The sequence below is a fragment of the Shewanella ulleungensis genome (genome assembly GCF_014648315.1).
Taxonomy (GTDB): Bacteria; Pseudomonadota; Gammaproteobacteria; order Enterobacterales; family Shewanellaceae; genus Shewanella; species Shewanella ulleungensis.
The window spans coordinates 1-14537 of the sequence record NZ_BMQW01000014.1; the positions used below are offsets into that span (position 1 = coordinate 1).

Sequence of the window (14537 nt, forward strand, 5' to 3'; positions counted from 1 at the left end):
AAATTCAATGAAAAAAAGAGCTCCTCAAATCAATCCTAAGCGCTTTTAAGACACTAGGTAATGCATTTGGAACCCTAAAAAATGGCTATTTTTCAATAAAAATAGAAATTCTACAGCCTCAACGCCCGCATAACGGGCAGTAATGCATGGGCAAAACTTAAAGCGAAGCGACAGTGCCCATGTATTACTGTCCCAGCGAGCCTGTGAGCGAGTTTATGCGCTTGTTATGTGTTTATTTCTCAGGCTCTCGACATTGCCCGTAATATTGAAAATTAACAGGAGTTCTTTTGTTAGTTGTTTCATCAACGTTGTATAGCTCAGCTTTACAGTGTGTGGAATGTGAGCCTAACTTACCAGTAACATTCATCTCATATTTTTCGTTAGCTTGAGGTTTAAAAGAAGTGTAAATACTACAGTTACTCATACCTGCAACTGACATAATCATGAAGCTATATTTCTTATCTGTTGCTAGCTTTACACCGTCAGAGTTTAGTTCAGAAATTAAAGGGTTGCCATCATCTAGTACTATTAATTTTGCACCACTTTTAGAGCCAAACGATTTACCGCAAGTTTCCTCTTCTGTATGAACATTAACAAATGTGGAATAGCCTAGAAAAGGAGCGTCAAAGTCATGTTTAACCTTAAAGTCAGCAGAAGGCTCATTAGTTTTTGGTTCTACATAATCTGGTAAACCTGCACAGCCTGTTACCAATAGTGATATTAATATAATTCTAAATTTCAAGATGACACCTTATAAAACACATAACGAGACTGTAGAATAACTCTAACAGTCAAATTCAATGAAAAAAAGAGCTCCTCAAATCAATCCTAAGCGCTTTTAAGACACTAGGTAATGCATTTGGAACCCTAAAAAATGGCTATTTTTCAATAAAAATAGAAATTCTACAGCCTCAACGCCCAAATAAGGGGCTGATTAATAGTTTGCTAAAATGTGAAGCGGAGCGGAACCGAGCAAACTGTTAGCAGTCCCGCTTTATTTTCTTGTTAGGTTTTAGTAAGTGACAGCCCAGATAAATATAACTATTTGACAACAACTTACAGTGAATATTACTTTACCGATTTTTGAATACGTTGCAATTAATTGCTTTCCAAGATAAGCACCTAAAATAGAAAAAGGTAAAGAATAAAATGAAAAGTAAGCCACTAAAATTAAAGCTTCATGTCTGAGAGAATGTTCGGGATTTGCATAATAGCTATATACCCAAAAACCTTGAAGGGATAATACTGCGATTAAGCCAAACGTGATTATAAGTGCAATTATTAGAGAGTAATTCCGCATTCGTCCCTGAAACCTAACAGCTTATTGAACGGCCAAATAAATTTAAAGTCGGCCGCTTAAGTTATTGATTAATATCATCCTACATTTGCTATATTATTGAAGTAAAGCAATTAATTATGTCTAACAGGCAAAAACAAACCGTGCTTGCACGTAAAGTAGAATTTGCTTTCACTTTACAAAAAATTAAAGATAACAATATCAGATAATTACGATTTCTATATTTTTAAAACGATACAACTAAAGAACGATTTTTAATCATTATTTAGCGTAAATCGATGAAAAACCATTATACCTGTACATAAAATCAGTACACGCCACATAAAAGTGTGCATGCTGATTTTTCTTTAATTCTTTTGATTTTTTCACATGCGAAGCATGTGGCTTTTGGGGTTAAGGGTTTCCTCCTTGCCCGAGTTTATCTCCCATTGAAATGCACCTTGGTACAGAAATGCTCAAACTTTAAGATAAACGCACAGATAGCCGAGCTTACAAGGATGTACAAGCTGCGTGTCACAGAAGAGTTTGAACTCGAGGTGATTCTGCCACGCGACGCATCTGTGCCAATACACAGCCAGCAACGAAGAAATCGAATCTCGAGTGCAAGCGCGGCTGTGACCGTCCATGACATGGACGTCATGGCCGAGCTTACAAGGATGTACTTGCAGCGTGTCACAGAAGTGTTTGCATTTGAGGTGATTCAGCCGCATCCATGCTAGATCAATATCAACAATCCCTTTGTCTTTTGATTTTCTTACACATAACCAAGCTACACTATCGGTTGAAACGCGGTTAACGAATCAAGCATAGTGGCATTGCCTAATCCTTGCCCTGGTGCAACAGAGGTAAATTGGCCTTGTTCGCCGTGTAATGCCATATAGTTAAGCAATACCGTTTCCACTAACAAATTCACGTTATTGGCAGATGGAGCTGAGGCGGTATCAACAGATGCATCACTGCGCATAAAGCCAATTTGTTGTTTTTGGGCCATTTGAGTCGACGTACCACCCATTAACTGTGGCTTGCCAGACGGATTATAAACCAAAAAGAATGACGCGCCTGTTGAGGAGTTGTCGCCAGTCCATTCGCCTTTACCACGCCCTTCCATTGAATCATCAATACGGCCATTACTTGAAACAGAGCCATCACTGAATACATACAACATTAGTGGCATATTGCGACGTGAAGCATACTCTAAACATGCGCCCATACAGCGCCCTGCACGTAAGTCGCGTAACTCACCTGTGGCGCGCTCGCCAGTGTGATAGTCAAACCCGCCCATGGTGACCGTTCCTGCACCAGAAAAGCCGTTCACTACTAGCTTCATAATCGACGCGGTTTTTTGAAACTCTGATTCCGAATCAAACTCGTTAATACCAAATATGCCACCAGGGCCAACGATATCAGGGTCAAGCAACGGATTTAACGTTGATGGGTCGCCAAAGCGGTCTGCTAAATCAGCACTTTTCACATAGCCGCAATTGACTAAATCTTTAATCACATCACCGCGGGTCACCTGGGTATTCACCGCCGCCATTTTTTGCGCGCTAATGCGTTGAATGCTTTCCATTACCGCCACAGCGTCACGTTGCGACAATAAACTGAATAAGTCCCCCACATCCACCAAGCCTGTAACGTCTGACGGGCGGTCAATTTTAGTTGGCCGCTTACTTAAATCGATAAAGCTTGTGGGCGCCATTGAATTACCGCCCGAATCAGAATTACGCGATCCCACCAAAGGCATTAACGAGCCATTCGCGCCCGCTGCCGCAATGGCATACATTGGGTTGTGTGGATTGTTGCCGGTATCGTTGTCTGAGCGATTAGGGATCACAGCACCGTTGATACGCGATGCAGTATCAGCGGACACTTTCTCTAAAATCCCGCGTAAAAATGCCGAGTCAGAATGAAACGCTAAGCCTAAGTCTGTATTAATAAAATCAGACATGCCTGCATTTGGGTTGGCAATAGATGGCGCCATATCACCGGGTAAGCCCAGTTTGTTATAACCAGCTGTAGATAGAAAATCTTGCTGACCACCCGCACCACCAACTAATACGTTAGAACCCGCAATATTGGCTCCACCCGCTAAATCAAAACTAATAAATGGAATTTTACCCGCACCTTGCACGCTTATGCCACAAGAGCCTCTTAAGGCTTCAAGATCTGCCGACAAAGCAGCATGAGCATTGTTAGGATTAGCAAACATGCTGAACATTGACAACCCCGCCACTGCGGCACCACCCTTATATAAGCCCGTTGAAATAAACTCTCGACGAGTCATGGGTTTACGGTGGTCGGCAAACAACAATGGACTGTCTGGATGAAGATGCTTTGGTTTAGTCATTGTTGGATCCTTTTTGTCGCTGTTTTACGACAACATATGCGGTGGTGTTCAACGGTGAGTGTATCCGTTGAACAAAGGTAAACTGAGCTGTCATTAATATATTTGTCATTTGCCGCCCCTATTGCACTAGCATTACAGCGCTGGCAAGTACAGCTGCACATGTTGATTTAGCTATCGTTCGAGTTCTCTCCGCAGTACATGAACCACTACAAACGGATAATCCCGTAATCAAGCTATCTAGCTCTGCATAAACATCACTTTTATTAGGCTGATTACTCAAGGATAACGGCATTAATTGATTAATTAATGGATTGAGTAGGTTGTCCCTGTTTGTAACACTTAATGCCACACTCGGCACTTCAGTAAAATCAACATCAGGAAACCAATTACTGCGTATGGTGTTATCTTCAATTGCCGAGTCGCAGTAAGCGATCGCTAACTGGGTAATACCCATTTGTTGCGCTGAAATAAAGGTCTCAATGTTTTCAAGGCTGGGTAATTGACGTTTTACCAACTCATAAGTGTCAAACACCTTGGTTGTTTGTTGAGCAACGCCTGTTAGTACGCTCATACTGTGATTAATTTCAGCGAAATTACGCACACCCACTTGAGCTGATTCAGTCGTGGCAGGAACCTCTGTTGGGGTAACAAATATTCCAGGTAGCACCACATTAGTGTGCTCGCCTAATTGCTCAAATGATAAGAAAAACTCATCCTGATTTGCACCTTTTTCAAGAGCTATAATCGTACCAAGTGCAGAGATAGAAAACGGTTCAGCAATGCCCTGGCCTGACGATACCGACAAATCTAGATTAACGTACGACTGACCTTGAGCACTCTCTTTACCGTTAATACCGATGCGTAAGCCTTTTACTTCAAAGCTGTCGCTCACAGGTGTGCCATCAATATTAACGATTGCAGCATTACTGAATAAATAACTGTAATTATCAAATTGACTGACCTCAAACATCACATAGGTATTGGGTAAATCGATGAGATGACTTATTGAGAATAACAAAAAGAACTTTTCTCCAACCCCAACTTCATAGTTTTGTTGCACTTGCTCAGGGGCTAACACGCGATTGTAAATAGCCAATAAACGGATATCGCCCTGCCATACATGTTGATTCGAGGCTTCGCGACCTAAAATTAACGCAAAACTGTCATCCCAATTTGCCAGCGGGGCAATATCTTCATCAACGACATCAATCAGCTGACCGTTCACATAAATACTGCGACCACTCGTTGCGTTATAGGTCATGACAACGTGTTGTAATGTGGCTTGCAGCACTTCATCAGCGTCGGGCGTACTTAATGCAGGCTCACCGTTATTATTGGATGATTCTGTACGCAACATAAAGTCATAATTATATAGTGTTTGCCCAAGAGTAAAGTTACGTGTGTCGTCGCCTGCAGAATAAGTCACAATACGGGCAGGACCTTCTTGGGTGACATTGTTTGGTGTTACCCAGGCTTCAACCGAGAACTCACCTGTAGCGGTAATTAAATCGTGTAACTTTTTGCTATTGGCGGTACTAGCTTGCGCTTTACCATCAATAAATGACAACCCCCAACTGCCTAGCCAATCAACATCACCCGTTAAGGTTAAGTTTGCCGCAGGTGAAATACCAGATGTATCGTAAGCTATTGTGCCCTCACCAGTTTTAAATTGATAAAGTGCAATCACGTCAGTTTCAAAACGGCCACCACTTGATGCAGTAATACCGTCGGTTAACCGTAACGATTTAGACACCACCATATCAGGTGAGATTTCATCGAGTTCAATGCCGTCACTTAACGCCATAATCGCATCGCGCATTTCGATGCTGTCGTCTAAGCAGTTGCTCCAACAGTTATGAAACTCAGAACCTAAACGCACAACCAATCTTGATTGTGCTGGGTCATCTAAATTAATCACCCCTTTTGCGGCTTCGTAAGCTTGTTCTATATCGTTACTGGCAAAAAAGGGCGACTGCGCCGCTTGCACGCCTTCATTATGGCAAGAGACACAATATTGATTCACTATAGGATAAACGTGCTGACTAAATAAACTGCTGTCGTCGGGGAAGTTTTTGCTTGCCCCTGGATCTCGAATGACCGGAGCAGTCAGCTCAATCGTATTAGCTGTGCTGACACGTTCATCAGCCCATAACTTAATCCACTGTGTCATGGTTTCGCCACAAGCGGAGTCACTTGCCAGCCAACAGTTATGGCCTCCGGCAACTTTACTGACTAAACGCGAAGCTTTAGGGTCAGTTAAATCAACCAAAGGATTAGTGGCAGCATAAGCATCGTTAACATCATTACGGCTGGCAAAATAAGGGGCTTGATTACCTTCGGTATGACAGGCACCGCATTTATCTTGAGTCGAAATATTGTCCCACAACGACGCCTTGTATTTTTGAATATCAGCAGTTGCCGCCGCAGGACCAGTGTATACGTCAGAGGTAGGCGTTTGTTGAGCGGGCGGATTTTTTTCTACATCGCCACCGCCACAGGCACTTAAGCCAAACAGTAATGAGACAATAACAAGGCGTTTAATCATTAAATATTTCATGCCTATTCTCCCATACAATAGTTGCCAACTTCAGCGAACACTCGCTTAAGTTGGTAAGAATTCTGCTTAAAAGAGGCTGTTGTCGCACTAATTTGTGCAATATCGGCTTGGCTTTCTGCATCGCGCAAACACACTGATTTAAAGACTTTTTTCACCTGACATTGTGCAAAAGCATTGCTGTTAGCCAGCTCTTGCCCTAACGACTTAGCGCCACTGCCCTGCCCAGATAAACTGCTATCCCAACCTAGTTTTTGATTAGGCCCTTCGCGCCAATAATTTTGCCAATCATCATTTGGCGTCACAAACCCATAAGGAAAACTGGTCGAATTAATATGGTATTTGCCTTGAACGCGAGTCCCTGTGTCGGGATCGGTTTGACCGCTGGTATTATAAGCAATTGCGCCGTTTTCACCGGTTGGATCCTGGTCGAGATTAAATTCATACTCATAATAAGCAAATGCTTGAGCTAATGGATCCATACCACTGTGACAACTTGAGCAGTTATTAATAAATAAACGGCTGTCGCCACCAGGACTGCGGCTCACATCTTGGCGAATACGATCGGTTGATCGGGTGTTGTCTTTAAGCGGTTCTAAATCGGTACATAAATGGTTCATTAAGGTAAAGCGGAACATCGCGCGGTTAGTGCCTAAATAAAAAAACTCTTTGGCAGCGGCGCGGCTGGTGAGCACCCCAGCGGTGGCTGACGAAGGTAAGCCGTTTAAGCTTGATTGTGTTGTACGTTCAAGGCCATCTTTTAAATCAATAAATTGGTCTTCTAATGCTTGATAATGGTTATTATCATTAAGGTTGTAAGCGGGTAAATTTAAACTGTTTTTACCGACATACACCATATCAGCCTGTAAAATCTCTCTAAAATCAACATCATCTCTTACAGCACCAATCACAGTGGCAGAATAATCATTTAATGGCGCAAAAATATCTTGTTCAATATTAGTCCACGGCGTAGCAAATAGTTTCAGTGTAGTGGAGTAAAACGCAGGGGTTTCCATCGCCAGATAAGCCGCTTCAATTGGCTTACCGTCATCGAGTAATGCAGCCATACTCAGTAACGTCGCTTCAGAGGCAGCGACACCGGCAATACGGTCATGTAATTGTTTAGCTTGCTCTAAACTACCCGCGGTCGCATTCACTGACAGCAAACTCAGTACGCCAATAAACGTATTAACGATATGCTTAAGTTGCATGATTTGTCTAAAATTAGATAATAAGCTAAGGCTTGTTATCGTACGAAGCCGATCCTTCATACTGTCTCCTTGTTCACACTTGACTGCCTTGCAGTAAACTTAGTTTGCTGTGCCGTACTGCTTATTTGTTTTATCAACTTTAATTGTCTCTTTATAAGCCAATGTTGTTACCTTCATTTGGCTTGCGTATTTTTTATGCAACAGTGCTGACGAATGGTGCTGATTAAATCATTCAACGGGCCACATTAAAAGTTTTTATTTTGTTAATTTTTTTGACACTCTCAGCCAATAACTTGGCGCCAAAAAAGTGCCTTAAACCGTCAAAAAAAAGTATTAAAACTATTTCACAAAAAGCCTTGAAACACTGAGCCTACAAGGCAATAATGTCAAGTCTAATCGGGGTTGGATAAAACTCTTACAATAATAATTATGGTTAAGGAAAACAAATGAGGCCGACCTCAGGCTATAACATAATGATGTTTACAGTTATTACATTGTTATTGGGATGTAATACTGAAACTGCAATTAAAGATGAACAGCCTGATCCAGTTCTTGTTGAATACCCGGTGGCTTATATCGAGCGCGATTTAGCCGCAATAGAGCAATCCCCAGCAGAATTTGACACTTTCAATCCAGCTCATTTTAATCCAGGCGCTCAGTTACTGATTAAACGTAATGCGTTTGCCGACTCTCCTGCCACTAACTTAACGGCCAACTTATTTGGTGAAGATCAGTTTATTGATATCCGCGATATTTCTGTTTCAGATGACGGGCAACAATTACTGATGGCTATTCGCGCACCTGAAATTGACGATGCTGACGATGATGAGCAACCAAAATGGAATATTTGGCGTTATAGCGCTGCCGATGAAACGCTAGAACGTGTGATAAGTAGCGATGTTACCGCAGAGCAAGGTGATGACTTAATGCCAAGCTTTTTGCCAGACGGCAGAATTATTTTTGCTTCGACTCGCCAACGTCTATCGCGAGCGATTTTACTCGACGAAGGCAAACCGCAATACACAGCGTTAGATGAAAGCCGCGCTAATGAGACCTTCAACATTCATGTTATGGATCCAGACGGTAGCAGCATCAAACAGCTTACATTTAATTTAAGCCACGACTTTTATCCGCTAGTGTTGCAAAGCGGTAAAATACTCTATAGCCGTTGGGACAGAATGGGAGCAGACCATGGGGTCAATTTATACCGCATGAACCCTGACGGTACTGATAACGAATTAGTTTTTGGTTGGCATTCACATCAACTCAGTTTAGATGGGCAAACGGAATCAATTGATTTTGTAAAGCCACAACAATTACCTAACGGCGACATTTTGATGCTGTTAACCTCACAAGATAACAGCGTAATTCAAAAGCGTCCTGTGGTCATTAATATCGATGACTATATTGATGCAGAGCAAGCCACTGCGACATCAGGTGCTCAGGGCACTGCGGTGACTGATGCCGTATTGTCTGACTTTCAATTTTCGTTCTCAACAGCGTTATCCCAAACTGGCAGATTGAATCACTTATTCCCGCTTCCCGACAACAGCCAACGTTACTTAATGAGCTGGGATTTATGCCGGGTTGTCATCAATGAGGTTATCCGTGCTTGTGGGCAATTAAGCACCGAACAACTGGCCGATGAAAACCTCATTCAAGCTGAGCCTTTATACGAGCTTTGGTTACTTAACAATGCCAATAATACCCAGCAATTGGTCGCGACAACGGCCCAAGGTACTGTGTTAACGGAATCAGTTGTAATGCAACCTAGTACTCAGCCTAAAAGTTTTATTGCCGATAAAGTGGTTGGTAATGAGCTCGACTCTCAGCTCAGCCAAGAATTAGCAGGCTCAATCCACATTCGCAGTGTGTACGATTTTGACGGCATTGACAGCACAGCCAATGTTGGCGGTATAAGTCGTTTAAGTGACCCATCACAAACGCCTGCCGCTAACTTACCTGCGCGTTTCTTACGCGTTGTCCGTGGTGTGCCAATGCCGCCCGACGAGGTGCGTGATATTCCAAACACTGATTTTGGTCGAAGTAATAACCAGCTCATGCGCGAAATAATCGGTTATAGCCCTATTCAACCAGATGGTTCAGTTAAAATTAAAGTGCCAGCCAACGTGCCATTAGCCATCAGCGTATTAGATGCTAATGGCCAACGTATTGGCGGCCGTCATCGTCAATGGATCACCCTAACACCAGGTGAAACATTAGAGTGCACCGGTTGCCACACCGCCAACAGCCAATTACCACATGGACGATTAGACGCACAGGCTGCCAGTATTAACTCAGGTGCAATAGGCGGATCTGCATACCCGAATGCCAGCAATAATATTATTCCTGAGCAAGGACAAACCATGGCCGAAGCAGACGAAATGGTCAATGGTCTTGCCGAATTAAGTGCTGGCCTTTCCTATCTTGATATTTGGACCAACCCTGTATTGTCAGCAGTTAATCCAAGTATTGATTACACTTATAGCAATTTAGCTACACCTGCGCCAAATGGCAGCGCATGTTTTGCTAACTGGACAGCTTACTGCCGGATACAAATCAATTATGTTGAGCACATTCAGCCGCTGTGGGACCTTGCAAGGCCAGTTGTCGATACAGCAACTCAAATCATTATTGCCAACAACACCTGCACCAGTTGCCACAATATTGTCGATGCAGACGGCGTCGCACAAGTACCTGCAGGGCAATTGTCCTTAGTCAGTTCAGCGTCTAGCGACGAGCCTGCCCATTTAACCTCTTACCGCGAACTGTTATTTAACGATGTGGAGCAAGAAGAAGTTGACGGCATTTTAATCGACAAATTGGTTGAAGTGCTCGATGCCGATGGCAATGTGGTATATCAAGTTGACAGCAATGGTGAGCTGATCCTCGACGCTGACGGAAACCCTATTCCAGTTCTTACCACTGTTAATGTGCCTGCTGTTTTGTCGACCAATGGTGCTCGCTCAAGCAGCACATTTTTTGAAGTGATGAACAATACCACTCACCAGAATATGTTATCGGCAGATGAACTCAAATTGCTAAACGAATGGCTAGACATTGGCGCTCAATATTACAATACGCCTTTTTACTCACAGGACTAACAAAGTACAGTGCCCTCTCGCTGGTGGCACAATAGACTTTGCGATAAGGAATTATGCTGACTTACATACGCAACACTTGCCTACTATTGGTACTTTTGTGCTTAAGCCCACTATTACAGGCTAACGACAACCCAAGTTTACGTATAGACGTAGCTTTTGTTGAACTCAGATCCGGTCCTAGCGCGGGATATCCTGTGGTATCCGTGATTGAAAAAAACGAAATGGTCAGCGTGTTGCTTAAACGCACGTCTTGGTTAAAAGTAAAAGACAAGCGCGGTGTTGAAGGCTGGTTTCATGAAGATGATTTATTAGGCTTGTCGCAAAACGGTCAAGCTATCGACGCTACGCAAATAACGGAACAAGATGTGATAAATCGTCAATTCGAAGCTGGTGTAATGTATGGCGATTTAGAGGGTGCAAACTTTTATAACTTGTTTGCCGGTTATGCCTTTACCCCCGTTTTTAGCGCTGAGTTATCAGCGGGTAAAGCCCTGGGCAGCATTTCAGACAGTGATGTATTTGAAGTGATGTTATTAAGCCACCCAATACCGGATTTACTTGTTGTGCCATATATCGGCGTTGGCGCTGGGGTCATTAATACTGAGCCACATAGTGTTTTAGCCGACACCGAATCACGCCGCAGCACGCTAATGAGCGCCGCTGCTGGTGTAAAATATCACCTTGCCCGTAATTTTATATTACGCGCCGAATACAAACTCTCGTTAGCCTTAACCGACCGAGATGAAAATGAAGAGATCCAAACATGGAAAATAGGATTCATCGTATTTTTTTAATGCCGTTATTCACCGCTAGCACTTTAGCGTTGAGCGCATTAACCCCAAGCGCCGTTGCTTTGGCAGCAGACGACACCCAAAACACGGTTAAAGCCGATGTTGAGCGCCGCGATGTGCTTGACGACCTGCTCGACACTGAGAACTTTGAAGTGGGTATTCAAGGCGGCATTCTGTCGATTGAAGACTTTGAATCAAGCCCTTGGGTGAGCGCACATGTGGGTTATCACATCAGCGAGCATTTTTATGTTAAAGCGCGTTACGCCCAAGCTAAAGCCGGTGAAACCAGTTTTGAAAAACTGGCCAATGCCGCGCCACTGTTAACCGACGACGAGCGTGAAGTAACTTATTACGGCCTAAACATTGGCTATAACTTGTTACCTGGTGAAATCTTTTTCAGTAAAGACACTGTGTTCAATAGCGTGTTTTCCGTTGAGTTAGGCGGCGGTAACACAGAATTTGCCGGTGACGAACAATTTACCGTTAACTTAACGGCCAACTACCGAGTGTTTTTAACAGACTGGATAGCATGGGATTTAAGCATGAGTGACTACCTGTTTAATACAGAGGTTACCGGTGAATCTAAAACCACCCATAACCTTAACTTTGCCACCGGTGTGTCGTTTTATTTTTAAGTGTTACTGAGGTCAAATCAGTACTCAAAAGAAAACCCAAAAGGAAATTCAATGTTGTTCAGTCGATTTAGCGGTAAATGTCTTATTGCCTTAGGTGCATTGTTAATGTCGATGTTATCGATGCAGGCGCACGCGCTCACTATTGGTGACGTGGCCCCCGACTTCACCTTAAAAAATCAGCAAGGGACTAACCTTAACTTAGCTGAACAACGTGGTGAGATTATCTTAATCAACTTTTGGGCATCCTGGTGCGGTCCGTGCCGTAAAGAAATGCCGGTGCTGCAAAAACTACAAGATAAATACCAAGACTTAGGTGTGCAAGTTTGGGGCGTTAACGTTGAGCAAGAAAACCAAGCCGGTAAAGATTTTCTTGCCGATCTTGATTTAAGCTTCTCAATCTTTTTTGACCAAACTAATTCTTTGTCTAAAACCTACCAAGTTGAAGCCATGCCTACCACAGTGATTATTGATCGCGATGGCAAGGTGCGTTTTGTGTTTCAAGGTTATCAAGACGGTTATGATAAAAAATACGCAGCGGCCATTAAACAGCTGATAAGAGAGTAAATCGATGAAGACATTCACCTTATCACCTCGCACTATCGCATTAACGCTTAAAGGTATCGCCCTACTTAGCATTATTGGCCTGAGCGGTTGTTCGAGCATGGGCATTGAGCCTTGGGTTAAACCCTACGAGCGTCAAAATTTAGCCGACCCAATTATGCGCATGAATCGTCACCCAAGTGCCAGTATGCATATTGCGCACGTACTGGAAGGCCGAGAATCTTCTCGTGGCGCTGAAGGCACCGGAGGAGGTGGTTGTGGTTGTAACTAATTGGCTTAACAACAGCATTAAGCTGTTGGCGGCGTTAAGTATTGGTATCAGTTCCTTAACTGCTCAAGCTGCAGTGCTCGACCCAGACCGCGCAGATATGCTGTATCACAGTTACGAAGGTGGCGGCATGACCATTGATGGTCCGTCAGTCATGTTGCGGAAAAAGGCGTCTGAGTCGGTCGCGATTACCGCCTACTATTATATGGATAGTATTTCATCAGCCTCAGTTGATGTCGTCAGCACAGCTAGTCCTTACACCGAAAAACGCCACGAAGGCCAAGTTGGAGTTGAGTACTTGTATGACAAAACCTTAATGTCGCTCAATTTACGTCAAAGTAACGAAGACGATTATCTCGCCCAATCTTTTAGTATCAATGTGTCACAAGACACCTTTGGCGATTTAACCAATCTGAATTTGGGATTGTCTTATGGCGACAACGAAATTAAGCGTAATGGCGACGACATCTTTGAAGAACAAAGCGAACAATATCGTATTCGTGCAGGCATTAATCAAATCTTAACCCGTAACCTTACAGCCAGCTTCAACGTTGAAGCCATTGCCGACAGTGGATACTTAAATAACCCGTACCGTACCGTACGTTATCTCGACAGTAGTATTCCATCTGGCGTGGGATATCAAGCCGAAGTCTATCCAGAAACCCGCAATTCGTTTGCGGCAAAATTATCGGCAAGCTACTTTTTACCTTATCGTGCTGCACTGTTTTTTCATTACCGTCACTTTAACGACAGTTGGGAAATCACTGCCAGCGATGTTGAAGTCGGTTATCGCCATCCTATTGGTGACAGCATTGAGCTAGAGCTTAAAGTGCGTTACTACCAACAAACGCAAGCTGAATTTTACAGCGATTTATTCCCTTATCGTGATGCGCAAAATTATATGGCACGCGACAAAGAGCTGAGTGACTTTAGCGACATCACCTACGGGCTTGGGATTACATATCAGCTGCCAGCATCGGTATCATTTGGCGATACGCGCTCAGAGGCGTCATTGCAATGGGATTATATCGACTTTCAATACAATAATTTCAGGGATCCTACCGCAGATGGCGGAATCGGTAACGAGCCTTTTTATGGTTTTTCTGCCAACGTGATCCGCGCCTTTGTTAGCGTGTACTTTTAATGTCTGTATTTAATGTTTTCGATAAAAAATGACCCTACAACGAAATTGCCAAGGCCTTAATAATATGACAACAGTGCGTAAATCATGTACTTCTTTAACTCGTTTATTTGCTGTAACTGCAGTGCTTCTAGGCTCATTGGTCATACCGACACATGCCGAAGATAACAATAAAGGCGCACTAGCATCTGAGCTTGAAGACATTAAAAGTCAGGTATTAAAGCTCAATCGCGATTTGTTTATTTTAGAAGAAGATTTACTGTTTCCAGCCAGCACTCAAATTGCGGTTTTTGTGTCCGTCGATGTGGGGCGTTTTCTTAAACTCGACAGTGTTGAGCTTAAAATTGACGACAATAATGTCAGCGGTTTTTTATATACCGAGCGCCAACGTAAAGCATTAGAACAAGGCGGCATTCAGCGCATTTATTTGGGGAACATAAAAATGGGCCCACACTTGCTAACCGCTATTTTTACCGGTAACGATGCTGAAGGTCGCACAGTACAGCGCGCCATTACCCATAACTTTGATAAAACCGATGAAACGGTGATGATTGAACTTAAAGTCGAAGACAGTGAATCAAGCTATCGCGCTGATATCAAAGTCGAACAGTGGGCGTTGTAAATAATA

11 protein-coding genes are annotated in these 14537 nt (G+C 43.2%); 7 read left to right on the forward strand and 4 right to left on the reverse strand.

Translation table 11 applies throughout. The features are described 5' to 3' along the window. Positions 1-232 precede the first annotated feature (232 nt). The 4 genes from IEY40_RS18405 to IEY40_RS18420 all read right to left on the reverse strand — a co-directional run bounded on the left by IEY40_RS18405 (position 233) and on the right by IEY40_RS18420 (position 7469). The gene (locus IEY40_RS18405) at positions 233-742 is read right to left on the reverse strand and encodes a hypothetical protein (protein ID WP_188958814.1); all 510 of its coding nucleotides are present in this window, start codon (positions 740-742) and stop codon (positions 233-235) included. Positions 743-2066: 1324 nt separating this feature from the next. Beyond that, positions 2067-3644: a general secretion pathway protein GspF gene (locus IEY40_RS18410; protein WP_188958816.1), complete on the reverse strand. Its 1578-nt coding sequence runs from the start codon at positions 3642-3644 to the stop codon at positions 2067-2069. Positions 3645-3762: 118 nt separating this feature from the next. Then, positions 3763-6201 carry a LamG domain-containing protein gene (locus tag IEY40_RS18415; protein WP_229777158.1) on the reverse strand — a complete coding sequence of 813 codons (2439 nt, stop codon included), beginning with the start codon at positions 6199-6201 and terminating at the stop codon, positions 3763-3765. Positions 6202-6203: 2 nt separating this feature from the next. Further along, positions 6204-7469 (reverse strand): hypothetical protein, encoded by a 1266-nt coding sequence (locus tag IEY40_RS18420; protein WP_229777159.1) that lies wholly within the window; start codon positions 7467-7469, stop codon positions 6204-6206. Between the two features lie 413 nt (positions 7470-7882). Between IEY40_RS18420 and IEY40_RS18425 the strand changes: the two genes are divergently transcribed. The 7 genes from IEY40_RS18425 (at position 7883) to IEY40_RS18455 (ending at position 14531) form a co-directional block, all read left to right on the forward strand. Beyond that, on the forward strand, positions 7883-10513 hold the full coding sequence (locus IEY40_RS18425) for an HzsA-related protein (RefSeq protein ID WP_188958818.1): 2631 nt from the start codon (positions 7883-7885) through the stop codon (positions 10511-10513). A gap of 53 nt (positions 10514-10566) precedes the next feature. Next, positions 10567-11307, forward strand: a complete 741-nt coding sequence (locus tag IEY40_RS18430; RefSeq protein ID WP_188958820.1) for an outer membrane beta-barrel protein — start codon at positions 10567-10569, stop codon at positions 11305-11307. Further along, on the forward strand, positions 11277-11939 hold the full coding sequence (locus IEY40_RS18435; protein WP_229777160.1) for an outer membrane beta-barrel domain-containing protein: 663 nt from the start codon (positions 11277-11279) through the stop codon (positions 11937-11939). The genes IEY40_RS18430 and IEY40_RS18435 overlap by 31 nt, the downstream gene beginning before the upstream one ends. 51 nt (positions 11940-11990) lie before the next feature. Then, positions 11991-12503, forward strand: a complete 513-nt coding sequence (locus tag IEY40_RS18440) for a TlpA family protein disulfide reductase (protein WP_188958822.1) — start codon at positions 11991-11993, stop codon at positions 12501-12503. Positions 12504-12507: 4 nt separating this feature from the next. Then, positions 12508-12771 carry a DUF4266 domain-containing protein gene (locus IEY40_RS18445; RefSeq protein WP_188958824.1) on the forward strand — a complete coding sequence of 88 codons (264 nt, stop codon included), beginning with the start codon at positions 12508-12510 and terminating at the stop codon, positions 12769-12771. Then, complete coding sequence (locus IEY40_RS18450; protein ID WP_188958826.1) at positions 12758-13912, forward strand: DUF3570 domain-containing protein; 1155 nt, start codon at positions 12758-12760, stop codon at positions 13910-13912. The genes IEY40_RS18445 and IEY40_RS18450 overlap by 14 nt, the downstream gene beginning before the upstream one ends. 64 nt (positions 13913-13976) lie before the next feature. Next, positions 13977-14531 (forward strand): AraC family transcriptional regulator, encoded by a 555-nt coding sequence (locus IEY40_RS18455; protein ID WP_188958827.1) that lies wholly within the window; start codon positions 13977-13979, stop codon positions 14529-14531. Positions 14532-14537: the final 6 nt, after the last annotated feature.

Bases quoted from the DNA above. Each gene is read 5' to 3' on its own strand.
- IEY40_RS18430 (WP_188958820.1), top strand. From the start codon at position 10,567: ATGCTGACTTACATACGCAACACTTGCCTACTATTGGTACTTTTGTGC.
- IEY40_RS18415 (WP_229777158.1), bottom strand. From the start codon at position 6,201: ATGAAATATTTAATGATTAAACGCCTTGTTATTGTCTCATTACTGTTT.
- IEY40_RS18435 (WP_229777160.1), top strand. From the start codon at position 11,277: ATGGAAAATAGGATTCATCGTATTTTTTTAATGCCGTTATTCACCGCT.
- IEY40_RS18420 (WP_229777159.1), bottom strand. From the start codon at position 7,469: ATGAAGGATCGGCTTCGTACGATAACAAGCCTTAGCTTATTATCTAAT.
- IEY40_RS18455 (WP_188958827.1), top strand. From the start codon at position 13,977: ATGACAACAGTGCGTAAATCATGTACTTCTTTAACTCGTTTATTTGCT.
- IEY40_RS18440 (WP_188958822.1), top strand. From the start codon at position 11,991: ATGTTGTTCAGTCGATTTAGCGGTAAATGTCTTATTGCCTTAGGTGCA.
- IEY40_RS18445 (WP_188958824.1), top strand. From the start codon at position 12,508: ATGAAGACATTCACCTTATCACCTCGCACTATCGCATTAACGCTTAAA.
- IEY40_RS18425 (WP_188958818.1), top strand. From the start codon at position 7,883: ATGATGTTTACAGTTATTACATTGTTATTGGGATGTAATACTGAAACT.
- IEY40_RS18410 (WP_188958816.1), bottom strand. From the start codon at position 3,644: ATGACTAAACCAAAGCATCTTCATCCAGACAGTCCATTGTTGTTTGCC.